General features: G+C 42.5%; 20 protein-coding genes and 1 riboswitch. Of the genes, 12 read left to right on the top strand and 8 right to left on the bottom strand.

What is annotated here, in order from left to right:
- Position 1 precedes the first annotated feature (1 nt).
- Positions 2-739 carry a peptidase gene (locus tag ACUXV0_RS10670; RefSeq protein WP_446189531.1) on the bottom strand — a complete coding sequence of 246 codons (738 nt, stop codon included), beginning with the start codon at positions 737-739 and terminating at the stop codon, positions 2-4.
- A 198-nt stretch (positions 740-937) separates the two neighbouring features.
- On the opposite strand from ACUXV0_RS10670, the gene ACUXV0_RS10665 reads away from it, so the two are divergent.
- From ACUXV0_RS10665 to ACUXV0_RS10650, 4 genes are all read left to right on the top strand, one after another.
- Positions 938-4,165 carry a SusC/RagA family TonB-linked outer membrane protein gene (locus tag ACUXV0_RS10665; protein WP_446189530.1) on the top strand — a complete coding sequence of 1,076 codons (3,228 nt, stop codon included), beginning with the start codon at positions 938-940 and terminating at the stop codon, positions 4,163-4,165.
- Positions 4,166-4,178: 13 nt separating this feature from the next.
- On the top strand, positions 4,179-5,615 hold the full coding sequence (locus ACUXV0_RS10660; RefSeq protein ID WP_446189529.1) for a SusD/RagB family nutrient-binding outer membrane lipoprotein: 1,437 nt from the start codon (positions 4,179-4,181) through the stop codon (positions 5,613-5,615).
- A gap of 178 nt (positions 5,616-5,793) precedes the next feature.
- Positions 5,794-7,146 (top strand): sodium:solute symporter family transporter, encoded by a 1,353-nt coding sequence (locus ACUXV0_RS10655; protein WP_446189528.1) that lies wholly within the window; start codon positions 5,794-5,796, stop codon positions 7,144-7,146.
- A 153-nt stretch (positions 7,147-7,299) separates the two neighbouring features.
- Positions 7,300-9,237, top strand: coding sequence for an FAD-dependent oxidoreductase (locus tag ACUXV0_RS10650; RefSeq protein WP_446189527.1), 1,938 nt, complete (start codon positions 7,300-7,302; stop codon positions 9,235-9,237).
- Positions 9,238-9,284: 47 nt separating this feature from the next.
- Here the strand turns inward: ACUXV0_RS10650 and amaB are convergent, their stop codons facing one another.
- The 4 genes from amaB to ACUXV0_RS10630 form a co-directional block, all read right to left on the bottom strand.
- Complete coding sequence (gene amaB, locus ACUXV0_RS10645; protein WP_446189526.1) at positions 9,285-10,802, bottom strand: L-piperidine-6-carboxylate dehydrogenase; 1,518 nt, start codon at positions 10,800-10,802, stop codon at positions 9,285-9,287.
- Positions 10,803-11,708 (bottom strand): 2-oxoadipate dioxygenase/decarboxylase family protein, encoded by a 906-nt coding sequence (locus ACUXV0_RS10640; RefSeq protein WP_446189525.1) that lies wholly within the window; start codon positions 11,706-11,708, stop codon positions 10,803-10,805. It lies immediately after the preceding gene.
- Between the two features lie 14 nt (positions 11,709-11,722).
- A complete protein-coding gene (locus ACUXV0_RS10635; protein ID WP_446189524.1) occupies positions 11,723-12,787 on the bottom strand; it encodes a saccharopine dehydrogenase family protein in 1,065 nt (354 codons plus the stop codon).
- 234 nt (positions 12,788-13,021) lie between these two features.
- Positions 13,022-14,467: a Gfo/Idh/MocA family protein gene (locus ACUXV0_RS10630; RefSeq protein ID WP_446189523.1), complete on the bottom strand. Its 1,446-nt coding sequence runs from the start codon at positions 14,465-14,467 to the stop codon at positions 13,022-13,024.
- 256 nt (positions 14,468-14,723) lie between these two features.
- On the opposite strand from ACUXV0_RS10630, the gene ACUXV0_RS10625 reads away from it, so the two are divergent.
- Complete coding sequence (locus tag ACUXV0_RS10625) at positions 14,724-15,566, top strand: metallophosphoesterase family protein (RefSeq protein WP_446189522.1); 843 nt, start codon at positions 14,724-14,726, stop codon at positions 15,564-15,566.
- Positions 15,567-15,680: 114 nt separating this feature from the next.
- Here the strand turns inward: ACUXV0_RS10625 and ACUXV0_RS10620 are convergent, their stop codons facing one another.
- On the bottom strand, positions 15,681-16,748 hold the full coding sequence (locus ACUXV0_RS10620; RefSeq protein ID WP_446189521.1) for an NADH:flavin oxidoreductase/NADH oxidase: 1,068 nt from the start codon (positions 16,746-16,748) through the stop codon (positions 15,681-15,683).
- Positions 16,749-16,868: 120 nt separating this feature from the next.
- Positions 16,869-16,959: riboswitch (TPP riboswitch) on the top strand.
- Between the two features lie 89 nt (positions 16,960-17,048).
- Between ACUXV0_RS10620 and ACUXV0_RS10615 the strand changes: the two genes are divergently transcribed.
- The 7 genes from ACUXV0_RS10615 to arsS all read left to right on the top strand — a co-directional run bounded on the left by ACUXV0_RS10615 (position 17,049) and on the right by arsS (position 21,997).
- Entirely contained in the window at positions 17,049-17,774 is a 726-nt protein-coding gene (locus ACUXV0_RS10615; RefSeq protein WP_446189520.1) for a class I SAM-dependent methyltransferase, read from the top strand.
- A complete protein-coding gene (locus ACUXV0_RS10610; protein WP_446189519.1) occupies positions 17,774-18,826 on the top strand; it encodes an AIR synthase-related protein in 1,053 nt (350 codons plus the stop codon). Before ACUXV0_RS10615 ends, ACUXV0_RS10610 begins: the two co-directional genes overlap by 1 nt.
- Complete coding sequence (locus ACUXV0_RS10605; RefSeq protein ID WP_446189518.1) at positions 18,823-19,446, top strand: thiamine phosphate synthase; 624 nt, start codon at positions 18,823-18,825, stop codon at positions 19,444-19,446. Before ACUXV0_RS10610 ends, ACUXV0_RS10605 begins: the two co-directional genes overlap by 4 nt.
- Position 19,447: 1 nt before the next feature.
- A complete protein-coding gene (locus tag ACUXV0_RS10600; protein ID WP_446189517.1) occupies positions 19,448-19,711 on the top strand; it encodes a Trm112 family protein in 264 nt (87 codons plus the stop codon).
- Between the two features lie 198 nt (positions 19,712-19,909).
- Positions 19,910-20,605, top strand: a complete 696-nt coding sequence (locus tag ACUXV0_RS10595; protein WP_446189516.1) for a glycosyltransferase — start codon at positions 19,910-19,912, stop codon at positions 20,603-20,605.
- Positions 20,598-20,930 carry an arsenosugar biosynthesis-associated peroxidase-like protein gene (locus ACUXV0_RS10590; RefSeq protein WP_055151339.1) on the top strand — a complete coding sequence of 111 codons (333 nt, stop codon included), beginning with the start codon at positions 20,598-20,600 and terminating at the stop codon, positions 20,928-20,930. The genes ACUXV0_RS10595 and ACUXV0_RS10590 overlap by 8 nt, the downstream gene beginning before the upstream one ends.
- Positions 20,930-21,997 carry an arsenosugar biosynthesis radical SAM (seleno)protein ArsS gene (gene arsS, locus ACUXV0_RS10585; RefSeq protein WP_446189515.1) on the top strand — a complete coding sequence of 356 codons (1,068 nt, stop codon included), beginning with the start codon at positions 20,930-20,932 and terminating at the stop codon, positions 21,995-21,997. The genes ACUXV0_RS10590 and arsS overlap by 1 nt, the downstream gene beginning before the upstream one ends.
- A gap of 266 nt (positions 21,998-22,263) precedes the next feature.
- Here the strand turns inward: arsS and ACUXV0_RS10580 are convergent, their stop codons facing one another.
- A complete protein-coding gene (locus ACUXV0_RS10580) occupies positions 22,264-23,022 on the bottom strand; it encodes a hypothetical protein (RefSeq protein WP_446189514.1) in 759 nt (252 codons plus the stop codon).
- A 50-nt stretch (positions 23,023-23,072) separates the two neighbouring features.
- Positions 23,073-25,280, bottom strand: a complete 2,208-nt coding sequence (locus ACUXV0_RS10575) for an alpha-galactosidase (RefSeq protein WP_446189513.1) — start codon at positions 25,278-25,280, stop codon at positions 23,073-23,075.
- Between the last annotated feature and the right edge of the window lie 27 nt (positions 25,281-25,307).

Below are 25,307 nucleotides of genomic sequence, written 5' to 3'. Positions count from 1 at the left end.
CTTAGCCTTTATCGAAAAGTGGTGATTTGTGTAGGATTCGCTCTACCAGATTGTCAGGTATTTCATTGACGGAGTTCTTAAGACGATCACCCCAGAATTCGGTAATTTCTTTAAGGTCTTGCTCTTCCAGACGATGCTCTTCCAGTTCAAAAGTTTCTTTATTGAAAATCAAAACATCAATAGGGAATCCTACGTCATTGGCACTTACTCGTGTAGAGTCAAAAGAAAGGAATCCGGTTTTTAGGGCAAATTCTAAGCTGCTATCGTAATTGATGGTTCTGTTCAGAACGGGCTTGCCATACCCTGAATTACCAATGATTATAAAAGGAGTTCCTTCTCCTACTTCTATCCAGTTACCCTCCGGGTAAAGAAGGTAAAGTTTTGGTTCTTCGTCTTTCTCCATTTGACCACCCACTATCGTAAAGATATTAAAGGTAATACCCGATTTAGTGAGCATATCTCGGTCTTCATTGGCTACGCGTTTTATCTGATCTCCCAAGGCATTGACAGCCTTATACATTTTATCGTAGCCTTCTTCCTGTTCCAGAAGTTCTTCAAAATAAGTGATCACTTTATCTCTGACTGAGCGAAGCCCAGAGGTCATGATAAAAATGGGGTATTTGCCGTATTTATGTACGAAAACCTTCTTTGCGGTGGTAGTTTCTGAGCCTGAGGTGATTCTGGTATCAGCAAGTGCTACCAGCCCTTTACGCAGTTTGATTCCTAAGCAATACGTCACTATACTTTTTCAGTTAATTTGTGAAATGAAGAATAATAGGCAAAAGTATAGAAATACTTGAAAATGCGTCGTTTTGCGTCCTATTCTTTTAAACTATTCAGTCCATTATTTCAGCGGTCTAAACTATTCGACAATATATCTCGTAGGTTTGCTGACTTATATGATCAATTTATCTCAACGCAATAACCAACTTACTGCATGAAACAATTACTATCTGCGTGTATTCTAATGACCCTGTTTTGTTTCCCGGAGTGGACACAGGCACAGGTCGGCAGAAAAATCACGGGTAAAATTATTGATAGTTCCACACAAGAAGGGCTGGCCGGAGCCAGTATCATTATCAATAACAGTAGCTCAAAAAAAGGAACTTTAACTAACGGAGATGGAGAGTTTCAGCTTTTCGTACCTCAGGAAACCGAATCTTTGCTGATCTCAATGATCGGTTATGAAAGGCAGGAGGTATTGCTTGGCAATAGAAATGAAATCACTGTTAGTCTGAAACAAGGTGCTTATTTAGATGAAGTAGTGGTAACTGCTTTGGGTCTGGAAAGAGACTCCAAAAACATTGGTTATGCTGTACAGCAAATTAGTGGTAAGGATGTGAGTGATGTTAAATCAACAAACTTTGTAGATAATCTGGGTGGGAGAATAGCCGGTGTCACGGTCAATCAAGGTTCATCTGGAGTGGGAAGTACTTCAAAAGTGACTATCCGTGGGGAAAACTCATTTACCAATAATAATCCGCTTTTTGTGGTAGATGGTATTCCTATCAATAATAATACAGTGGTCAATATTACCTCAGATGCTGCTGCCGGTTTTCAGGAAGTAGACTTCGGAAACGGAGCTATGGACATCAACCCAGACGATATTGAGAGTGTAAGTGTACTTAAAGGTCCTTCAGCGGCGGCTTTATACGGTACTCGTGCCAGTAATGGTGTGATTTTGATTCAAACTAAAACCGGTGCTGAGAAAGAAGGTATTGGTGTATCATTCAGCTCTACCCTTATGGCAGAAACGCCTTTTCAGCTACCCCAATTTCAAAACTCTTACGGACAGGGGAATGGTGGTCAGTTTGAATACGTAAATGGTTTAGGTGCCGGTATAAATGATAATATTACATACAGTTATGGACCGGCTCTTGATGCCGGCTTGCTGATTCCTCAGTATGACAGTCCTGTTACATTACCAGACGGAAGAGTGGTAAGAGGTGGAGATGTGTCTATTCATGGTGGTTTGCCAATTACGCCTACGCCTTTCGTGTCTCAACCAAATAATGTCAAAGATTTCTATAATACCGGCTACTCGGCTATTAATCATCTATCGGTTTCATCAAACCTCAGAAACAGCTCGTTTAGACTTTCATTTACAGACCTGAACAATGAATCTGTAATACCGGGAGTAGATCTGAAAAGAAAAACGGTAAGTGGCTCTTTTACTTTTAATCCAACAGATAAGCTGAGTTTTTCATCAGGTATTCATTATATGAACAGCAGCAGTCAAAACAGACCTGCTACCAAATATGGCTCAGAGAATATCAACTATTCTTTGGTAGCATGGCTAGGAAGACAAACTAACCTTGATCCTATGAAGGATTATTGGCAGCCGGGTTTAGAAAACGTACAGCAGTATTCGTTTAACTACACGTATTTTGATAACCCATACTTTACGCTTTTAGAGAATAGAAACAGTTTTGGACGTGACAGGCTCTTTGGTCATGCTCTTGTTCGCTACGAAATCAGCCCTGAGTTATCTGTTCAAGCCAGAACAGGGATGGATTATCAGGATGAAGACAGAGAGTTTAGAAGAGCGTACAGCTCAAACCGATACAAGACCGGAGCCTTTGCTACGCAAGGAGTATTTTTCAGAGAACTCAATACCGACGTCTTGGTGAATTATTTAAAGCCTATCAATGATATAACGGTAGATGTTTCTTTGGGTGCCAATAGAATGGATCAGTTTGCAGACATGGAGCAGACTCAAACGTTAGCTTTGGCTCAGCCTGGTGTATTCTCTTTGAATAATGCGGCCTCTCCTCTAGAGTATTTTCAGAGTGTAGGCAGAAAGAGAATCAATAGTGTTTACGGTTTGGCCAAACTGAGCTTTAGAGATTATTTATTCATTGATGTTACAGGAAGAAACGACTGGAGTTCTGCTTTGGCTACGCCAACCTCGGCTGCCAATTCTTCGTTTTTCTATCCGTCAGTTTCAGGGGCTTTTGTGCTGAGCAACTTATTCAAACTGCCTGAAAATCTCTCTTTCTTAAAACTGAGAGCCAGCTATGCTGAAGTTGGGAATGATACCAATCCATACCAAACTGTCGGCTTCTTTGAAAGTAGAACACCGGTGAACGGACTTCCAACCTTCAGCGATCAGTCTTCCATTGCCAATGCCAATTTACTTCCTGAGCGAATTTCTTCTCAGGAGTTTGGAGCAGATATCAGAGCATTCAATGATCGTCTGAAATTAGACCTGACTTATTTCAATGCTCTAAGCAAAAACCAGATCATCTCTTTACCGATATCATCAGCTTCGGGTTACCAGGAGCAGAATATCAATGGTGGCGAGGTACGTAGCAGAGGTTTTGAAGCGGTAGTAAATTATAGTATTGCTCGTAAAAAAGATTTCGGCTGGAATCTGGGTGTAAACTTCACCAGTTACCGCAGTGTGTTAGAGTCTTTGCCTATTCCGGGTCAGACCATCACACTGGCATATAATAGAATTTATGATAATGCTAACCAGACCGTCTGGTACCAGGTTCAGGAGGGTGGCAGATTGGGAGATATTTATGGTACAGGATATCTGAAAAACGATGACGGCGATTTCATTATCGGTGCTGATGGTAGATATATTGTAGACAATACGCTGATTAAACTTGGCAATTATAACCCAGATTTCATGATGGGTTTTGTCAATAATCTAAATTATAAAAACTGGACCTTCAGTTTTGTGGCAGACTGGCGTCAAGGAGGAGAGATCGTCTCAAGAACACAAGCATTGGCAGGAGTGGCAGGCCAGCTGATAGAAACGGAGTTCCGTCCTGAGGCTGGGATAGTTGCCGAGGGCGTGGTGAATACAGGAACTGCGGAGAATCCAGTGTATGTACCGAATACTACTCCTATTTCTGCCGAGTCATACTACAGGCAGTATTATGACAGAAACCATGAAGAAAATAATACGCTGGATGCCTCATATCTGAAACTCAGAGAAGTGCAGATTGGCTACAGTTTACCTCAAAAGTTGATTGGTAGAAAGATTCAGAGTGCCGGAATTTCTTTGATCGGCAGAAACCTTTTTGCCATTAGCAAAATCAAACACTTTGACCCGGAGCAAGTGGCGTTTCAAGGTCAGAACGTCCTGAGTGGAGTAGAAGACATGTCTTACCCTACCACCAGAAGCATGGGGATTAAACTAAACATCAACTTTTAATCAGGTCAAGAAAATGAAGAAATTAAGTATAGTATTAACACTGTTTTTAATCGTTTGGGCTAGTTCATGCACAAACGACTTTGAGGAGATCAATCTTAATCCTGTTGCCCCGGTAGATGTACAGCCGGAGTTATTACTTCGCAAAGTACTCTTTGACTACTCAGATCAAATGAGTTATGAGGGTTTTGTAGCGGGTAATTTGCTTGGTCAATTATTCACCGCTATTGACTTCAACCTATTTGATAGACATGGTTTAACTCAGTCTCAATACGGAGGGAACCCTTGGGAGTTTTTGTATGAGAATTTAAGAGATAATGAGATTTTGCTCTCAAAAGCACAAGAGAATGAGGCTTTTGGGGTGTATGAAGGGCCGGCTTTGGTACTTAAGTCATTATTGACGGCTCAGCTGACAGACCTTTATGGTGATGTTCCTTACTCTGAGGCTCTTCAGGGGAAAAATGGAATTGTGAGTCCAAAGTACGATAGCCAGCAAGCTATTTATACCGGTGCTGACGGCATCTTGGCGAATTTGAAATCTGCAGTTGAGAAGATGGAGGCCTATAATTCGGCTATTGCTCTGCAAGGTGATATCATTTATAGTGGTGATCTATCTAAATGGGTGAAGCTGGCGAATTCATTGAGATTTAAATACCTCATGAGAATTTCTGAAACTGGTGATTTCTCAGCTGAATTGCTGTCGCTTTATCAAAGTGGTGACTTGATTTTGAATGCCTCAGATGATGCCTTCTATCAGTTTACTACGGCCCAGCCGAATAACTTTAGAATGTCAACAGCAAGAATTGGTGATTTTGGTTTATTCATTATGTCTGAGACTATTGAGGAGGTTTTGACAAACCTGAATGACCCACGCGTAGGAAGGTATTTCAGACCAACAGGCGGTAACGCCGAAGTATATAATGGTCTGCTAAATGGTCCTGATGCTTCGCAATTGTCTATTTCAGTTAATGACTATTCTCTGACTGGTACAGTTTTCCGTGAGGATGCAGGACTCATGAAGGCTAACTTTATGAGCAGTTTTGAAATGAACTTCTTACTGGCAGAGGCGGCAGAAAAAGGCTGGATTCAGGCTGATGCCAAAACGCTTTATGAGAAGGGAATTCAGGATGCTTTTGCTTATTGGTATACTGACCTTCCAGAAGGTTATTTAAACTCTGATGGTGTTGCCTACGGTACAGAGCCTATCAAGCAAATCATTACCCAAAAATGGCTGGCGAATATTGTCAATGGATATGAAGGCTGGATAGAATGGAGAAGAACAGGATACCCCGAGCTTAAAACTATTTCGGCAAGTTTAAATGACGATTTATTGCCCGTGAGATTGCCTTACCCTGCCTCAGAAAGTGCTTTAAATCCTGAAAATTATTCGCAGGCTGCTGCAAATACATCAAACAATAGTATCAATGCTCCTGTATGGTGGGATGCTCAGTAGTTATTGAGTTTTGTCTTTAGATTTTACCCGGAATTTCCATTCAAAGTTGAGTGAAATTCCGGGTTTACTTTTCTGACGTGGCCATAAAATTAGACTTGAATAGTAGCTTTTGGTCTATTTGATCCCGATTGCTGCACTTCAGAATCCTTGATCCGTCATGTTTTTAGTATAATTACGAATGCTCGACCCTCAAACCCTACAGTGGCTTTTCATGATCCTGCTCTCGCTAGGACTATTTCTTTTGTCTCCGAATGCAAGAAAGGCCAACGATTTTTTCAAAGGAAGTAAGAACGAACAGCAGCCCGGTTTTTGGATTCTCACGAGTAGTTTGGTGATCAGTTGGCTGTTTGCCAAATCAATTACAATTTCCGCGGATTTAGGACAGGCGTTTGGACTTGTAGGTGGAGTGGCTTATGCTGGTTATTATGGATCTTTCATTGTGGCTGGGCTTGTAATTTACCAGCTGCGTACCAAAGGAGGGTTTAGTAGTATTCATCATTATTTGAGAGAGAAGTTCGGTGCCGGAGCCGTATTGATATTCACATTGCTGATTGCTTTTAGGTTATTTAATGAAATCTGGTCAAACAGCATGGTCATTGGCTCCTATTTTGGGGAGACGGGTAGCAGTGGCTACTACTGGGCAGTTGTGGTTTTTACGGCCCTCACTCTACTGTATACCATGAAAGGCGGAATGAGATCTTCTCTACTGACCGACCTTATTCAGATGTTACTTTTTGCGGTATTAATTACTGTAATTCTCGGCTACATTTTTCCGAACGTTGAGGGAGGTTTGAGTACGTTGGCCGGTACAGGCACCTGGAGTTTGGATCAAGGCGTTAATCTACTTCTGGTGGCTTTTCTGCAATGTTTGAGCTACCCTTTTCATGATCCTGTGATGACAGACAGGGGCTTTATTTCTAAACCTAAAAGAACTTTGAAGGCCTTTATTCTGGCGGGTTTTGTAGGAGCCTTGTGCATCGTTTTGTTCAGCTTTGTTGGAGTCTTTGGTCAGTTAGAGGGGCTAGGTAAGCCTGTGGTGCTGGAGGTCTCTAAGCTCTTTGGAGTTGGTATGACCTTGGTGATTAATCTGATCATGGTGACATCTGCTGCTTCTACCATTGATAGTACACTCAGTTCCTCGGTAAAGCTTATTCATTTAGATCTTCTTCGTCAGACAGCTTTGAAGGTTAAATCTGGGAGAATAACCATGATATTGGTAGCCCTGGCAGGTACTGTCCCCGTGTTTTTGAATCCTGAAATTTTGAGTGCCACTACAGTTAGTGGTACTATGGTCCTCGGTTTGGCTCCTGTTTTTTTGCTGTGGAACATTAAGGTGCCTAAACTATCATTTTTTCTGGCAGTAGGGGCAGGTGTAGTCTATGGGCTCGTTTTGGTTTTTGGATTATTCCCGGAGTCCTTGAATTTCAGCACGGGTAAATATGCCGACTTGCTCACAGTGAATATTTATGGCAGTTTGACTGCCTTTACACTGTACTTATTACCAAAAGTTTGGACTGGAAAGTCGGTCTAGTTACTTCTTCAAAAGCTTTGAGTTCATCTTCTTTTGTATGGTTCTCAGCCGCTATCTATGGTTTAGGCCTTGTATTTTTCTTTTATTGAAATGGAAGCCTAAGATTTAATTTCGACTGGAATAGAAAATTGCCCCATTGAAATAAGGAATAATATGAAAAAATTAAGCCTACTGTTGTTATGTCTAATAAGCCTATGCAGTAATTCCTGTCAGAAACCTAAGACCTACGATGTTTGTGTTTATGGTGCTACTTCGGCTGGTGTAATGGCCGCATATACGGCAAAAATGCAAGGAAAATCGGTCGTGCTATTAGAGTCTGGCAATCACCTTGGCGGACTTACTAGTGGAGGTTTAGGACAAACGGACATTGGAAATAAATACGCTATTACGGGACTTTCCAGAGACTTCTATCGTAGAATTGGTGCTCATTATGGGAAGTTGGAACAGTGGACTTTTGAGCCGAAGGTGGCTAAAGCTATTTTTCAGGAATATTTAGATAAAGCAGATATACAAGTAAGATATCTGGAGGAGCTGGAAAGTGTAGAACTCAAGGGGCAGCAGATATCTAGTATTCATACAAAGAATGCCTCTACAGGGGCCCTCAATAAGGTCAGTGCCACGGTATTTATTGACTGCACCTATGAAGGTGATCTCATGGCAAAAGCCGGCGTAAGCTATACCGTTGGGCGAGAGGCTAATAGCCAATACGATGAAACATGGAATGGTGTTCAGATGCTTGAGCATCATCAGTTTATGGATGGTATAGATCCTTATGTGGAGAAGGGTAAGCCACAAAGTGGTTTGCTTTGGGGAATAAGAGAAGCTTCTTTAGCTCCATCTGGAAGTGGCGATACGTTGGTTCAAGCCTATAATTATAGACTTTGCCTTACTGATAGTGTAGAAAATCAAGTGTCAATTCGAAGACCCAATGGCTATGATTCTACAAAGTTTGAGCTATTGCTACGGTACATAGAAAAGAAACAATCTAAAGAGCTGAATTGGGCACATATGCATATCCAACCTATGCCGAATAGAAAGACCGACATTAATAATTCAGGGCCTTTTAGTACAGATTTTATTGGTGCCAACCACGGTTACCCTGAAGCAAATTATGAGGAGCGGAAAAAAATGATGGCAGAGCATAAACTTTATACCGAAAGCTTGCTCTATTTTCTTGGGAATGACCCTCGGGTACCTCTGCATTTACGAGAAGAGATGAAAAAATGGGGTTATCCCAAGGATGAATTTACAGAGTCTGGCCATTTTACCCCACAGCTTTATGTGAGAGAAGCTCGCCGTATGGTAAGCGATTATGTGATGACAGAGAAACATTGCATAGGAGAAGAGGTAGTGAAAGATGGCATTGGTATAGCAGCCTATACAATGGACTCACATAATTGCCAGCGGTTGGTAGTGAATGGAATGGTAAAAAACGAAGGAGATGTTCAGAAAGGATTAGGTGGTTTACCGCCATATCCCATTTCGTACAAATCGATTATTCCTAAAAAGAGTGAAGTGAATAATCTTATTGTACCCGTTTGTTTATCAGCCTCACACATTGCCTTTGGGTCCATCCGTATGGAGCCTGTTTTTATGGTGTTGGGCCAATCAGCCGGGCTAGCCGCAGCCATGAGTAATGGGAATGTTCATCAGGTAGATGTTGCTAAACTTCAGGAGGCTTTGATAACCGACCCTTTTTCAGATGGAAGACTGGCAACCATTACCTTGGATAATGACGATGAAAACGTGCGGCTAAATGGCCAATGGAAACGGAATGAGAAACATTGGTCCAGATATGGTAAAAGTGCTGTCATTAGTGAATCGGCAGATGCGGAGATAAGCTTTCAGACAGATCTTCAGAAATTACCCTATGAAGTTTATGGCTACTTTCCCGGTAGTGCCGGAGATATAAAAGTGATCCTCAATAATGAGACAGAGACTACAGTCAATCCAGACAAGAACCATCCAGACTGGATAAAAATAGGGGAGGTTTCAGGTGAAGCAAATCCAAAATTTATCTGTAAGCTAAAGCCAGAGATGGCCGACGTCGAAATAGTTGCCGACGCCTTAATTTTGATTCCGCAAGAATAGGAAGGTGCCAGCATTGAATGAGAAATCTTTCTTTTCGTATTGATAGTTTACAGCTCAAACTTAATGCCCTGTGCCAGAGGTAGTTCTTCGCCATAATTGATGGTGCAGGTTTGGCGACGCATATATGCCTTCCAGGCATCTGAGCCGCTTTCTCTTCCTCCTCCGGTTTCTTTCTCACCACCAAATGCTCCGCCTATTTCTGCACCCGAGGTGCCAATATTCACATTCGCTATACCACAGTCTGAACCGTTAACGGATAAAAACTTCTCTGTTTCTCTCAGATTAAGAGAGAAAATAGCAGAGGATAAACCTTGAGGCACACTATTCTGAATTTCAATAGCGTCTTCCAGTCGTTCATAAGGCATGAGGTATAGAATAGGAGCAAAGGTTTCCGTTTTCAGAATCGGCATGTCGGCGGTGGCTTCAATGATCGTAGGCTTTATATAGCAGCCGGTGGAGTATTCTTCTCCTTCAAGCAATTCATGACCACAAAGTACCTTGCCTCCTTGGGCCTGGGCTTCTTTGATGGTTTTGAAATAGGCAGAAACCGCATCTTTATCAATCAGCGGACCTACATGATTTGAGCTGTCCAGTGGATTGCCTATTTTCAATTGACCATAGGCTTTAACCAGCTGTTCTTTAAGATTGTCATAAATGCTTTTATGAATAATAAGTCTGCGGGTAGAAGTGCAGCGTTGCCCACAGGTACCCACAGCACCAAAAACAATGGCCGGGACGGCCTGTTTCAGGTCTGCATTTTCAGTGACTATAATGGCATTATTTCCGCCAAGTTCCAGTAAGCTTTTACCTAATCGGGCTGCCACCGTTACAGCCACGGATTTTCCCATACGTACTGAACCGGTCGCAGAAACTAAGTTTATGTTTTCATCTTCCGCCAGCATTTTTCCTACTTCTGCATCGCCCATAATGAGGTTAGAAATTCCTTCAGGAAGATTATTAGCTGCTACTATTTGAGCAAAAAGAAATTGACAAGCTATAGCCGTAAAAGGAGTTTTTTCAGAGGGTTTCCAGACACAGACGTTTCCGCATACCCAGGCTATGGCCGTATTCCAGGCCCAAACGGCCACCGGGAAATTAAAGGCTGAAATGATTCCCACTACGCCCAATGGATGCCATTGCTCCAGCATTCGGTGTTTTGGTCGTTCAGAGTGCATTTGTAGGCCATAAAGCTGCCTGGAAAGTCCTGTTGCAAAATCACAGATATCAATCATCTCCTGAACTTCTCCTAAGCCTTCCTGAAGATTTTTACCCATCTCATAGCTCACCAGTTCTCCGAGATCATTTTTGTATTCACGAAGTTTATCACCAAACTGTCTCACTATTTCACCGCGAGCTGGTGCGGTCATATTTTGCCAGTGAATTTGGGCTTCTTTTGCAGTATGTATGACCTGATTGTACTCTGCCTGATTACAGGCTTTTACCGAGCCCAAGCTCTTGCCATCTACAGGGGAGGTGATATGGAATTCTTTACCACTGCCAGCAAAGTTTTTTTGACCCGTACTTAATGCATTATGGTTTTTTATTTGTTCAAAAAGTGCATTCATTTATCGTTTGGTTTGAGTGGTGAAAGTGCTTTCAAAGATTTTATCGGCATTGCCTGTTTCAAAACCGTCTCTTCGGTGTTTTCTGAGAATTTCGCTTTGAGGTAAATGCTGAAATTCCGGTAATGGTCTTCTTTCTGCAAACTCCAAATAGCTGCCTGGTATTAAAGTGGTTTTGCCATTGGCAAAGGTGGCCTCTACCATATCTGCCACCGTACTGCTTTGCAATAGCAAGCCATCTGGACTAGTCTTGATTTTGCCGCCGGCATCATTCAATTTGACACCTAATGACTCCAGAAAATCATTGAATTGGGCCAAGGTATTATACCCTTTTGGCAAAGCATGAACGCTGATGGTATAATGATTCAAATAGTATCTGTTATAGATCACCCAGGCGGCGTATTCACTTTCAATGTTGAGCTGGTGATAGTCTTCAAAAGTGGGCAGTCGCCATAAGGACTTTTCGAAAAAATCTCCTACAGCTTCTACATCGTTAAGATCCAGTTCATCTACCGGGTCTTTCATTAAGAATGATGTGTATGAATGTATGATATCCCGTGCGTTCTCCGATAAGTCTTCCACCCGCAGCTCGGAGATGAAAATACGAGGATAATGCTCAGCCGGTGGCGAATACCACCATGCATTAAGCTTCTTACCTTCGAAATGGAAATAGTCTCTTTTTTCATAGCCATAATGAAGAAAAATCTTTTCAAAAGAACTCACACCTAGGTGCGGCACCCCCAATGTTCTGAAGGCAATATGGTCATTGACAATGTCTGTCCGCTCATCTATGATGCCATGAGCCACCATGGCATTCATGATTTTATCTACTACGGGTACACGCTCTTCATAGGGCTTGAAAAGTCGATTAAATACGGCAGAGAGTTTATTGTTTTCTTCAAATTTCATAGCGTTGACATTTTTTATTCTTCTGAAAAAATTCTTCCTGAATCTGTCTGCATAAAGGCCTCCAAAGGTATTTCTTCCTGTTTGATAAAGCCGGAAGATGGCAGGCTACCGGCGTTTACCATTTCTACCACAGCAGCTATAGATGCAGCCGTGGTCCAGCTGATGGCCCGCCAGATTTTTCCCTCGATTTCTTTAGGGGAGTAGGCTTTGTAAAACTCGCTTCTTGAGAGCTTTTTATGATGCCAGCCTTCTACCACCGCATAGACGTATACGATATCCTCTTTTACAGGTGGCTTTGCATTTTCTAAAATCTCAGTGAGCTGCTCTTTTTTATCTTTCATAATAAGCTCCTGAATCAGAAAACGCATCAACTTACAGTGGCCGGGATAGCGAATGGTTTTATAGTTCAATGTATCCACTTTGCCCTCGTAGGTTTCACACATGGTACCTAATCCACCGGAAGTGGTAAATGCTTCAAACTCTTTCCCTTCGATATTGATATACTCCAAGCCATCCAGAGAGGTAACCATTTTACGCTCACCGTTATGAATGGCCTCGGCGTCATTGATGTATTCATTGATTACTCCCTGAGGAGACCAGGTAAAAGAGTATGCCAGAAGGCCATTGGGGTAGCGAGGTAGTGCTCCCACACGGAGTTCAATATCCCTTAGTTTATCAAATTCATGGGTAAGGTTAGCTCCTACTATTCCTATAAAGCCCGGAGCCAGCCCACATTGGGGAGCCATCACGGTTTTGGCATCTTTGGCCAGTTCTCGTATATAATTAGTAGTGTCCACATCCTCGGTAAGGTCAAAATAATGAAGGCCCTTTTCAGCCGCTTTGCGGGCAATGAGCTTATTCAGAAAATAGGGAAGAGCAGATACCACAGTATCAAAGTCATTGAAAACCTTATCCAGAAATTCTTCTGAACTTACATCTCCCTCAATGAGGTCAAAGGAGAGTTGGTATTTATAATGGGGAGGGTTTATATCGAGTCCTGTAACGTCAAAATGTCTATTTAAAAGTACGCCAACCAGACTGCCGACTTTACCCATTCCCAGCACGAGAATGCGTTTCATAGGGTTTTGTTGTTTTAGTGATGAAGTAGACTAAAAATACAAATTTCTGGGCTGAAAAGCAATAGGATACTGACTGATGGAATAGGAGATGCCTTTGCTGAAAGGGTCTTCAAAGTGAGGGGCGAAAATAATGTTTGAGACTTATAAGTTGTGTAAGAGAGCTGCTTGGGATCTTATTAAACTCATCGGATGACTCTTTTAATTTCGTGGTTAGTCATCCGATGAGAAGGTAGGTTAAACTTCGAAACCTTTGCGGTAGCTACGCCCGACAAACTGATTGGCTTCCTCCAGGTTGGTGATACGCATGTTTTCCCCATCCCACAAGAGTTTTTTGCGAGCAAAGAAATCTCCGTTTTTGTCTTTCAGCATATAGCTTCTGATGGCTAGATTACCCATCAAAACCGTTTCTGTCATTGGGCCAGCATAGTCAAAAGAAGAGGTAAGTCCTTTATGCTCTTTGCTGCCAAAGCCAGCTTTACAGGCATCTACCCAAAGTCTTTGGTGGCCGTATTCAGGCTCTTCATTTGGTTCTACCTCAGGACCGAACTCAGTGGTGCCGTCATTGAGGTACAGTTTTGGCATCAGCGGCGAACTATCATTGATATTGGTGCTGATAATTCCTTTCTCCCCAAGAATTAATACACCGTTCGCACTGTTTTTACCTCCGATATCGTCGTTAGCAGGAATAATATCTGGGTGAGATGGACGAATACCTCCATCTGACCAAGTCATTTCTATTGGCGATTTACTTTTATCGGTAGCTCCAAAATGCAAGGTGATGAACGACGATGCCGGGCACCCTTCTGGGTGATAGTCGGCTGTCCACATCTGAGAAAACACAGAGCCTACACTACATTCGGCATCGGTAGGATACATTAGCCCCAGCGTTCTGAACGGAATATCAATCAGGTGGCATCCCACGTCGCCAAGTGCTCCTGTGCCATAATCCCACCAGCCACGCCAGTTAAAGGGATGAATATTTGGGGTGTACGGTTTGAGTTCGTTTGGTCCTAACCATAGATCCCAGTTCAGTGACTCCGGTTTTTGGCTGGCGTCAGATTTAGGCATTTCGCCACCCTGTGGCCAAACTGGTCTGTTTGTCCAAACTTGAACTTTCGAAATTTTACCAAGTTTTCCGCTGTCTATCCAGCCCTGTACCATGCCCAATAATGGATTTGAGCCACCTTGGTTGCCCATTTGAGTGACCACTTTTTGGGTTCTGGCTAGCTCTGTTAAGATTCTGGCTTCACGTATATTATGTGTGAGTGGTTTTTGAACATAAACATGTTTGCCGCGGTCCATGGCATATTTGGCCGCCGGTCCATGCACATGGTCTGGAGTAGAAATGGTCACCGCATCAATGTCTTTTTGCTTGTCGAGCATCTCACGGTAGTCGGCATAAAGTTTGGCCTTTGGGAATTGCTCTATCGATTTTTTGGCAGAGCCGCCAAAGTCTACATCGCATAAGGCCACTACGTTTTCTCTTCCGTTTACAGAGGCATTTCTAATATCAGAGGCACCTTTCCCGCCCGCACCTATGGCAGCAAGATTTAGTTGATCGCTGGGAGCCGTGAAGCCAACGCCACCCAAGACATTTCTGGGAACAATAAAAAAAGAGGAAGCAATAGCTGAGTTTTTGATGAACTCCCGCCTGGAGTTCTGAGTCTTTTTGTTTTTCATAAATGGGTTGATAATAATGGAGTGCTGAAGTTAAGTCCATTCTCCTGAAATAGCTAAGTGAGTGAAGTCTTTTGATTGCCGCGGGCAAAAAAATAAAATTTGAGTAATCTTGTTTAGTGACCCTACTTCTATTCTTCTAGGATCAATAGAGATCTCAATGACGCTTATTTTCGTACTTTAGAGGTCTTGTCTGTACTTATTCAAGTCGTTTTATATTCGAGAATTGGATGGCTGCAAGACGCATAAAGAGAACATATTGAATAAAAAAGTTAAACATATTGGCCTTCTCAAAGGCAAAGTCCTTGTTTTTGGCGGTACATACTCCAATCTGCAATCATTGATAAAAATGAAGCAACTGGCAGAAGAGGAAGGTATTGCTCCGCAAAACATTATTCACACGGGTGACCTGATTGGCTACTGTGCTTCTCCTGTGGAGTGTACTGATATTGTAGAAGACTGGGCAATTCACTGCATCAAAGGCAATGTGGAAGAAAATATTTTGAGTGGCTCAGATGACTGCGGCTGTAATTACGTTGAAGGAGGCCGTTGTGAAATGTTTTCCAGGAGTTGGTTTCCTTTTGCTAAAGAACAGGTCACCGAAAGAAACCGGAACTTTTTGGATTCCATGCCAGAGCAAATTGACTTTGAGTTTGCCGGTAAAAAGTGTTCTGTAATTCATGGGAGTCATTCGTACATATCAGAGTTTGTTTTTAAGTCTACCTCCTGGAAAATCAAGCAAAACAATTTTGAAGCATTAGATGCCGATGTGATTCTGGCAGGCCATTGTGGGATTCCTTTTGCTGATGAGCAAGCCGATAAAACATGGTTAAATGCCGGGGTAATTGGTATGCCGGCAAACGACGGAACACCATTTGTTTGGTATTTGATTCTTGACGATGAAGGTGGTTTTTCGTATCAATTTAAGAAGTACGAATACGATAATTTCGAGGCTAATCAACTCATGATGGAGCATAGCCTTCCCTGGAGTTATGCGGAGACCTTAATGACTGGTGTATGGGACAATACTGAGATACTACCGCCAAAGGAAACCGTCGAAGCAGGCATCCCCCTCCAACTAGACCAGGAGGTGGCTGTTTAGTCCAACTTCTACTCACTTATTAAAAAATATCGCCTGTTTTTTTCAATTAGCTAAAACCACAAGGGCCTAAATCAAAATCAAAATAGACCTTAAAAATTCTTCTTGAAAAGTTAGTTACCTCCACTTTCCACGCTCATATTGCACAGGCCACTCAATTGCTACTCCTAAATCGTGAGCGGCTCTTAAAGGGAAATTTGGGTCTCGAAGAGATTCTCTGCCAATAAAAATGAGATCGGCTTTTTCTTCTTCCACTATTTGATTGGCCTGATGGGCGTCGGTAATTAATCCTACCGCGGCTGTGGCTACTCCAGCTTCTTTCTTGATTTGCTCTGCAAAAGGCACCTGATAACCCGGTTCTACCTTAATGGCAGATGGAGGCACCAAACCACCCGAAGAGCAGTCTATTACATCTACTCCCGCTTCCTTTAACAGTTTGCTGAGCATCACAGAATCCTCAATTTTCCATCCTTCTTCTGACCAGTCAATAGCAGAGAGACGAACGAACAGTGCTGCATCATCACCTATTACAGCACGAACTTCTTTCACGATTTCAAGTAAAAGGCGTGTTCTATTTTCAAAACTACCGCCATAGCTATCAGTTCGTTTATTAATGAGAGGTGAAAGGAAACCATTTAACAAATACCCGTGTGCTGCGTGTATTTCAAAAACTCTGAAACCAGCTTCTTTGGCAAGTTTGGTGGAATTGATAAACTGATCTTTGATCTCCTGAATTCCAGTAATGCTCAGTTCTTTAGATTTTAGCTGATTTACCGCCAATTCATGTTCGCTGGCGGCTACTGGCTGCCAGCCGCCTTTGTTTTGAGGAATATAAGCCCTGCCTTCCCAAGGCATGTAGGTGCCGGCCTTATGGCCCGCATGAGCTATTTGGATTCCGGCTACCGCTCCATTGGCATGGATAAAATCTGTGATCCGCTTAAAAGGTGCAACCTGCTCTTTTTTCCAAAGACCCAGATCTTGTGGAGATATTCTGCCCTCAGGAGAAACAGAAACGGCCTCTGTAAACACAAGACCTGCTCCACCAGTGGCTCTACTGCCAAGATGGACCAAATGCCAGTCATTGGCCATTCCATCTTCTGCAGAATATTGACACATAGGAGAGATTACCAGGCGGTTCTTTAATTCTACAGATCTGATTTTATAAGGAGTGAAGAGCTTTGTCATTTGTTGATCTTTATTCCAGATAAGAACATGGCGGCGTAAAGAGAGATTCCTTAGATCACCCTTTTTAATTTCTCTGGTCTCTGCTTTCTCACTTCCCGATTTCATCATTACCTTTAAGCACATTTTTGCACGGGGTGCTGTAAAAAGCTGAGATGATACCCGGGAACCTGAACTGGCTAAAACCAGCGTAGGAATGCAGTAGAAACACTCGCCCATTCATGGGCTTTCCATGTGTTTTGGTATAGCCTTCTTTCTGGTTTTTATGCAGAAATGAAGTTTAAACATTAAACCAAACACAAAATGGAAGAGCTGGTATTAAGCGAGCGTAGCCTCGTGAAAGACAACCTGCGAAACTGGCAGGGCCGCAAAGAGTGGTTTTTTAATCGGGAACATACAGATACCTACGAACTCTGGTATGAGGGGCGTTACAAGAGAGCCGAAATCTGGCAGAAAAAGATCATGGGTCGCCTCGTGAAATCTGATTCCAGAATTCAGACCCTTCTAGAATTTGGCTGTGGCACCGGCAGATTTACACGCTGGTGGCAAGAGATCGGAATTGAAGCAGCAGGCGGAGATATCTCTCCTTTTATGCTAGGTCAGGCGGTGCATCTTTTTGGCGGTAATCTGGTCTGGGCAGACTCCCACCACATGCCTTTTAAAGATCACACTTTTGATTCGCTGGCCTTCATCACCACTTTTGAGTATTACAGAGATCCGGTGACGGTGATCAGAGAGGCGGCACGTGTAGGTAAGTACGGTATTGCTTTCGGAATGATGAACCGCAACTCACCAAAGGTGGTCCGTAGACGTGTTCAGGAAGCCTTTGGCAAAAATCCGTTTTATGTGACAGCTACATTTTACACACCTGCCATGCTTACCGAAAAAATCCATGAAGCTTTGAAGGGGCGTGAGTACACTATTACCTGGCAGGCTACCGGCTTGCCATCTTGGTTTCCGGTGCAGGAGTGGCATGTTCCTGTGGGCGATTTCTTCGGTTTGTTTGTCAATTTTATCGATGTAGACTGATGGGAAAGCCGGGAAAAATCAACGAAGAATTTTTCAAGTCTGTAATACTGCCCGGGAGTGGCTTTGCCAATCCACTTGTCAAACAAGGTCCACGTTTTGGGGTGGATGTTTCTGTGGTAGAAATTGGTCATGGACTGGCTATAGCTATGACGAGTGACCCTCTGAGTCTTATTTCTAGTTTGGGGCTAGAGGAGTCTGCCTGGCTTTCGGTGCATTTGATGGCCAATGATATGGCTACTACCAGTTTTGCTCCGCAATACATGCAAGCTGTTTTAAACTTACCTACAAGCCTGTCTGATGAAGACTTCAAAAGCTATTGGGGCCATATAGATCGGTTTTGTAAAGACATCGGTGTAGCTATCACAGGTGGGCATACAGGTAGTATAGAAGGTCAAAATTCTACCATCTCTGGTGGAGGTACTATGGTCACCATTGCTCCTGCAAGCGAGGTTTTAACCACCCCTCGAGCCAATGAAGGAGATGCTTTTTACATGACGGCTTCTGCGGCCATGTCTTCTGCCGCCATATTGGCTTTGTCTTTTCCTGAGACAGTAAAGAATAAGGCTGGCAAAGATTGTTTGGATGCTAACGCCGAGTTATTCTATCAAACCTCAGTTTTGCCTGTGGCAAAGACAGTGAGAATGCTCAACACTAAAGAAAAGACAGTCAATGCCATGCATGACGTCACAGAAGGTGGCATCATGGGGGCGGCATTTGAAATGGCCACTGCAGCAGGTCTAGGTTTAGAACTTTGGCCAGAGGCCATTCATATTTTACCGGAAACGGCTGAGCTCTGCGAGGTATTTGATCTACCCTTTGCCCGCTGCATAGGTGCAGGGTCTATGTTGCTTTCTGTAGAGCCTTCCAAAGAGGCCGAGCTAGAGGATGAATTTCAAAAAGCTGGTATTGCGGTTACTAAAATTGGCAGGTTCACTTCTGAAGCAGAAGGTAAAACAGAACTAACACCTGAGGGTAAAACAGAACTAACTTATCAAGAAACAGACCCTTACTGGGCGGCATTTTTCACTGCTCTAAATAAGGGATGGAAATGAGCAGAAAAATCTATGTAGTGGCAGATCCTGCTCTAGGAGCTGAAAATTTAATTGAAAAGCTGAAGAATATAAATTCTAAGCAGGTCTTTGCGGTGCAAATCTGGAATAACTTTCAAAATAAGAACGAAAGGGTTCCATTGCTAAGAGCTGTCTCTGAGCTATGTCAGCAAAGAAACCTTCCCCTTTTTGTTAATGGAAATATCGACTTAATTCATGAAGATTGTTTGGATGGTTTTCACCTGGATGAACCGCTAGAAAACATTCAGGAATTGAAAGAATTAAGACCTGATTTAAAGTTGGGATTGACTTGTAATAATGAACCGGAAGCTCTGCGGTGGGCTGAAAAATTGTCCTGTGAGTACATATCATTTTGCTCTGTTTTTCCTTCAAAAACCAGCAATTCCTGCGATTTGGTTACACCTGAAAGCATTATAAATGCCACGAAACATTTTAGCGGAAAGGTCTTTCTGGCAGGAGGGATAAATGAATTGACAATCAAAAACTTAGATGGGCTACCTTTTGATGGTGTGGCCTTGGTTTCTGCCATTATGGATGCCACTGATCCTGAGTTAGCCATCACCCACTTTTACCAATTACTTAATCAAGAAAACGAAAATTAAGATGCAAAAAGACTTTATACATAAACTGTGTTGCTCGTTTGACAAGGCTGAGCTGAGCTTAGAGATTTACACCGAGAAAGAGAACGGTGATATCCACGAAGGGATGCTGACCTGTAGCTCGTGTCAGAAGTTATTCCCGATTGTCCATGGGGTGCCGCTAATGATTCCAGACGACTATCGTCAACCGGAACTGGAAAAGCCATTCTTTATCAAATGGGAGCATAAGCTTTCTGAGCCACAAAAAAAGATGTTGGCAGCTGGCTAAAATAGATTGAGGGGTTTGATCTGAAACCACAAAAATTTCGTATACTTATAAAGTACAAACCCCTCATTCCAGAAATTATGCTAAAAACTCTTTTACAGCTTCTCTTAAAAAATCTTCAGCCGCAGCCAATTCCGGTAAAGTCAACTCAGAAAAAAGCTCCTTTCAAGAAGTAGCTTTTTAGGAATTAGCAAAGCCAGAATGCAGATTTCTGTAGTCATTCCTACATATAACGAGGCTCAGAATATTATGCCTTGCCTAAAGCAATTTGAGGGGCAAGGTGTAGAGGTAATTCTTGCAGACTCTCCTAATTCAAACGATGGTTTGGAAAGTCTAGCGAAGACCTGTGGATTTATTCACCTGCAAACAAAAAACGCCGGCAGAAATCATCAAATGAATGAAGGGGCGGCCATTGCCAGAGGTGATGTACTGTATTTTGTGCATGCAGATACCCTGGTGCATCCGGACTTTAAATCAGATATCATTACCGCCATTGAAGAAGGAGCAGAGATGGGTTGTTACCGTTATAAATTTGACCGCTACCCCAATCCTTTGATGTATATCAATTCCTACTTTACGCGTTTCCCGATGATCTGGTGTAGAGGAGGGGATCAGACGCTTTTTATCAAGAAAGAAGTTTTTGAGGAATTAAATGGCTTTTGTCCGCAGCATCTGATCATGGAAGACTATGATATTTTATTGCGTAGCAAAGACCGCTATCGCTTCAAAATCATACAAAAAGATGTGACGGTATCTGCCAGAAAGTATGAAACGAATAGTTACTGGAGAATACTAAAAGCAAACTACACCATCATGAGAAAATGGCTGAAAAAAGAGGCCAGCCCGGTGGAGCTGCACCAATTATATAAGAACTTATTAAACTATAGAAATGGATAAATATTACGACCCGAAAGACTTGAAGAAGTTTGGCAATATCAAAGAATACAGCCCTGAGCTGGGTAAAAAATTCTTTGACTGGTATGGTGAAGTTTTTCAGGAAGGGGCACTTACCAAAAGAGAAAAAGGCCTTATAGCTCTGGCGGTGGCTCATGCTATTCAATGTCCATATTGTATAGACGCGTATACCTCTGATACTCTGGAGCAAGGCTGCTCAGAAGAAGAGCTGATGGAGGCTGTACATGTAGCGGGGGCGATCCGAGGCGGTGCTTCTCTCGTACATGGAGTGCAAATGATGAATAAAACCAAAGAGCTTTTAATGTAATGGTAAAGAATCCTGTAAAATCTTTAAAAGCCCAGAAGCATGCTTTGGGCGAAACCGCGTATCAGATCAAAGTCTTGAATGATACCGAGAGCATCGGATTCTCCATGCCTAAGTTCAGAGAGAAACTTGATGAAATAGACCTGTTTCCATTAAAACCTACTGCTCTGGAAATTCTCCAGATCAATATGGGTAAAATGTGTAACCAGGTATGTAATCACTGCCATGTTGATGCCGGGCCAGACCGAAAAGAGATCATGACCCGTGAGACCATGGAGTTATGTCTGGAGGCTATCAGAAATAATAATTTCAATACTGTGGACCTTACAGGCGGTGCCCCGGAGATGAACCCGAATTTCAGGTGGTTTGTAGAACAAATCAGGGAAATTTCTCAGGATATCAAGATCATCGTTCGTTGTAATCTGACTATCATCAGAGCGAACCCAAAATACCATGATCTGCCCCATTTTTATAAAACGCACAATATAGAAGTGGTGAGCTCACTGCCGGCTTATACAGAAAGTAGAACAGATGCACAGCGTGGCAATGGCGTGTTTAGAGACTCCATAAAAGCTCTGCAAATGCTGAATGAAGTAGGTTATGGAAAAGAAGGCACAGGCCTTACGCTAGATCTGGTCTATAACCCATCTGGAGCGTTTTTACCTAGCGGACAGGCCGGTCTGGAAATGAACTTCAAAAGGAAGCTAAAAGCAGATTTTGATATTGAGTTCAATTACCTTTTTGCCATCACCAATATTCCTATCAGTCGATATCTGGATTATCTGATAGTAAGTGGGAATTACGGAGCATACATGGAGAAACTGGTGAATGCCTATAACCCTGCTGCCGCAAAAAATGTGATGTGCAGAAATACGCTTTCTATAGGCTGGGACGGATATATTTTTGATTGTGATTTCAATCAAATGTTAGATTTAAAAGTAGCCTGCGGCTCAAAACACCTTGGCGAGTTTAATGCCTCAGAATTAGTAAACAGAGACATTATCGTCAACCAGCATTGCTATGGCTGCACCGCTGGAGCCGGTAGTAGCTGCGGAGGTGAGGTGGCTTGATATTACAATCAACTTAAAGCCAGTATATTGCGATAATTAAATAGCAACCCCTGACACAGATCAGGGGTTATTTTTTGATTATTTTGATACAAATCAGGGGTTATTTTTCAATATTGATATACAAATACGGGGTTATTTCAGCCAAATTGTGACACAAATCAGGGGTTATTTGATTGAAAGAAACTCTATTTCACCTCCTCAATACCCAACACCACACTCTTCCTTCCCGCATTGATCATTGGATTATACGAGAAGAAAAATGAACCCTAGTACCCCAGATCGTAAGTAATTACGCCATCAACAATTCCGTCTGTGGAGGTTCTTGTGATGACCATTTGTGATACTCTTCCGGTGTTGTCTAAGGTATAACTGAATTGTAGAGAATAGTTAATTCCGTCCTCACGGAAGCTGGCGGTTTCTAATAAATTGGTACTAAACCTTCCTAAAAAGTCTTCTCTAAATGTTGAATGAAAGGTCATTGGACCAAAAACCTCTTGGCGGATGGTATTCTTTAAATTAGTGTAGGTGAAAGATGCATTTGGTCCGTAGCTGGTCAGATTACCATCTTGATTATAAATGTATTCAGTAATGTCAGCTAAACTAACTGTCCTAACCAAAAAGCCACTTTTATAGTAATACTGCGTGTTTTTGGTATCAGAGACACCAAGACCTGAGTTATCGAGTTGATATATTGTTTGAATACCATTTTTCAAATTTGAAACGCTGTTGCCCGTGTAGTCGTATGAACTAATGACTTCTTCATTTTGACGCTTTACCGATGCCAATTTTCCATTTGAAGTATATTCGAGTTTAAGCTCTTGAATAGGAGTCTCCGTACTGGCATCTTTTAACTGAGTACTAATTTTTATCGTCTTAATTTGATGCTGTTCTATCCGGTCAGCTTCTATTTCCGGGAGTTGTGCAATTTCATCTTCAATTGAAATTTCTGCTTGTGGTTCACCTTCATCTTTGCAGGAGATTAGAGCTGAGGAAATAATAAGAAGAGTGAGTAATTGAGTTTTCATAATGAGTATGGCTTTTTTGAATATAACGGGCTTATTGTCAGTATATTTTACTACCTCTCTTCAATCTCCAACACGACACTCGTTCTCCCCGCATTGATCATTGGATTATAACCGGCTTTCATCAGGAAATCTCCGGAATAGACCTTCTCTGAGTCTAGCGGACTTCTCTTGCCCGGGAAAAGATTGATTTCTTTGACCGTATACTGTTTTTCAGGGTCCAGGCCATTGAATTTAATGGGTTCCTTATCGGTAATTAGCCTTTGCCTCTGGCTTATAAAATAACCGAAGAATACAGCTTTTTCCTTGCTTTCATTTACATACATGACCGCTGAAAAGTCATTCTCATGCGGGTTAACTAGTCGGTATTGGTCACCGTGCCAGATGATTTCTTTAAAACGATCATAATTTTTGACCGCTTGTTTACAGAAAGCTTTTTCATCTTCAGAAAGGTGACTAAATACAATGTCAAAACCTAGTTTCCCCATACTGGCCACATCCACTCTGAATTTGATGGGCTGTTTTCCCCAGTCTGTGACGTGATTACAAGTCACTACGCTCGGGAAAAAGTAAGAGTAATCCCATTGCATAAAAATCCTCTCCAGCGGGTCTGTGTCGTCGCTGGGCCAGAACTCTGTAAAGTATCTCAAAGCCTCATAGTCCCCACGGCCACCGCCGCCAGAGCAAAGCATAATAGGTACTTTGGGGTACTTGGCTCTTACTCTTTCTAAGACCGCATACAGTCCTTTTACATAATCTACATACAGTTGAGACTGCGGAAGCTCCTGCTCGGCCAAATAAGCAGAATAGGCGTTATAAATAACTGCATTACAGTCCCATTTGATAAAAGCCAGCTGTGGGTTCTCTGTAAATAGTTTATCCACTACCCCGAAAACGAAGTCCTGAACTTCAGGATTTGAAAGGTCTAATACCAACTGATTTCTATAGTACACCTCAGGCCTGTCGGGCTGACGAATCACCCAATCAAGGTGCTGCTCGTACAATTCACTTTTGGGGTTTACCATCTCAGGTTCTATCCAGATGCCAAACTTGATACCTTCCTTTGTCGCTTCTTTGACCAAATGCCCAATCCCACTAGGCAGTTTCTTGACGTTTTCCTGCCAGTCGCCAAGGCCAGAACGGTCGCTGTTTCTGGGGTATTTATTGGCAAACCAGCCGTCATCCAGCAAAAACATATCTATTCCCAGCTCTTTGGCGTCTTTGAAAAGACCGGTGATTTTATCTTCATCAAAGTCAAAATAGGTGGCTTCCCAGTTGTTTAAAAGTGTTAATCGCTCTCCCTGGCCGTCTAATACTCTATAATTTCTGGCCCAGCGATGCAGCCCTCGACTAGCCTCGCCGGTTCCATGGTTTGAAATGGCATAGATGAGAGAGGGTGTTTTAAAAACCTGATTGGCAGGAAGAGCATAGGTAGAGCTATACGGATTAATGCCCGCCAGAAATTTGAGATTATCATAGGTGTCTACCTCAAAATCAAGTTTGAAGTTGCCACTCCAGGCCAATTGACCTAAGATAACCTTGCCTTCATTTTCAGAAGCAGGCTGGTCAAAGGATAAGATAAAATTAGGCGACTGCAGCAACATGGCTCTTGTGCCCAGTTTAGAGTCAATGATTTTTCTGCCATTCTCCAGCTTTTCTTCTTTACACTGCATTTCTTTCGCCCAGCGGCCGTGATAGCTGGTTAGGTAGAAATTATCACCCGTGAAATAGAGATCGGCTGATGCATATTTCTCGAGCATTACCGCTCCGTTTTCCTTGTGCTGAATTTCTGTCCACTGTTCTATCACATTCTCAGCTTCCCAGGCTTTATAAACCAGGGTTACATTAAAATCATAAAGCGGATCTTTGAGTAAGATTCGTGTTTCTATACTCGCGTCACTCTGTGGCTTTTGCGAGTGAGATAGATACTTTAATTCCAAAGCAGAATTGCCATCGGCATGTTTCACCTCTATGGCCGGCTCGGTGAGGCTCCATGTGCCAGAGGGCGTATAGGCGGCATTATAGATGCCGTCATTGGCATCATCAAAATGATAAAGAGAAGAAATGGCCTCGTATTCTGAAGAGCTGTGCAAAGGCTCCCCAAAATAAACTGTTCTAAGCCTTCCTTGTTGATCTGTTTTTAATACCAGAGCATGGTCATTGGTGGTAATTGGAATAGTGGCTGACTGGGCAATGGCAAAAGAAGAGACTAGGGAAAGAATATAGATATATGGTCTTTTTAGCAAAGAAATCAAGGTCATTGGAAGAAGATTAAAGAATAGGGTTGA

The sequence above is a fragment of the Jiulongibacter sp. NS-SX5 genome (assembly GCF_052828545.1).
The sequence above is the reverse complement of the archived record's forward strand: the minus strand, read 5'-3'. Positions and strand labels throughout refer to the sequence as shown.

Bases quoted from the DNA above. Each gene is read 5' to 3' on its own strand.
- ACUXV0_RS10665 (WP_446189530.1), top strand. From the start codon at position 938: ATGAAACAATTACTATCTGCGTGTATTCTAATGACCCTGTTTTGTTTC.
- ACUXV0_RS10660 (WP_446189529.1), top strand. From the start codon at position 4,179: ATGAAGAAATTAAGTATAGTATTAACACTGTTTTTAATCGTTTGGGCT.
- ACUXV0_RS10655 (WP_446189528.1), top strand. From the start codon at position 5,794: ATGCTCGACCCTCAAACCCTACAGTGGCTTTTCATGATCCTGCTCTCG.
- ACUXV0_RS10650 (WP_446189527.1), top strand. From the start codon at position 7,300: ATGAAAAAATTAAGCCTACTGTTGTTATGTCTAATAAGCCTATGCAGT.
- amaB (WP_446189526.1), bottom strand. From the start codon at position 10,802: ATGAATGCACTTTTTGAACAAATAAAAAACCATAATGCATTAAGTACG.
- ACUXV0_RS10640 (WP_446189525.1), bottom strand. From the start codon at position 11,708: ATGAAATTTGAAGAAAACAATAAACTCTCTGCCGTATTTAATCGACTT.
- ACUXV0_RS10635 (WP_446189524.1), bottom strand. From the start codon at position 12,787: ATGAAACGCATTCTCGTGCTGGGAATGGGTAAAGTCGGCAGTCTGGTT.
- ACUXV0_RS10630 (WP_446189523.1), bottom strand. From the start codon at position 14,467: ATGAAAAACAAAAAGACTCAGAACTCCAGGCGGGAGTTCATCAAAAAC.
- ACUXV0_RS10620 (WP_446189521.1), bottom strand. From the start codon at position 16,748: ATGACAAAGCTCTTCACTCCTTATAAAATCAGATCTGTAGAATTAAAG.
- ACUXV0_RS10615 (WP_446189520.1), top strand. From the start codon at position 17,049: ATGGAAGAGCTGGTATTAAGCGAGCGTAGCCTCGTGAAAGACAACCTG.
- ACUXV0_RS10610 (WP_446189519.1), top strand. From the start codon at position 17,774: ATGGGAAAGCCGGGAAAAATCAACGAAGAATTTTTCAAGTCTGTAATA.
- ACUXV0_RS10605 (WP_446189518.1), top strand. From the start codon at position 18,823: ATGAGCAGAAAAATCTATGTAGTGGCAGATCCTGCTCTAGGAGCTGAA.
- ACUXV0_RS10600 (WP_446189517.1), top strand. From the start codon at position 19,448: ATGCAAAAAGACTTTATACATAAACTGTGTTGCTCGTTTGACAAGGCT.
- ACUXV0_RS10595 (WP_446189516.1), top strand. From the start codon at position 19,910: ATGCAGATTTCTGTAGTCATTCCTACATATAACGAGGCTCAGAATATT.
- ACUXV0_RS10590 (WP_055151339.1), top strand. From the start codon at position 20,598: ATGGATAAATATTACGACCCGAAAGACTTGAAGAAGTTTGGCAATATC.
- arsS (WP_446189515.1), top strand. From the start codon at position 20,930: ATGGTAAAGAATCCTGTAAAATCTTTAAAAGCCCAGAAGCATGCTTTG.
- ACUXV0_RS10580 (WP_446189514.1), bottom strand. From the start codon at position 23,022: ATGAAAACTCAATTACTCACTCTTCTTATTATTTCCTCAGCTCTAATC.
- ACUXV0_RS10575 (WP_446189513.1), bottom strand. From the start codon at position 25,280: ATGACCTTGATTTCTTTGCTAAAAAGACCATATATCTATATTCTTTCC.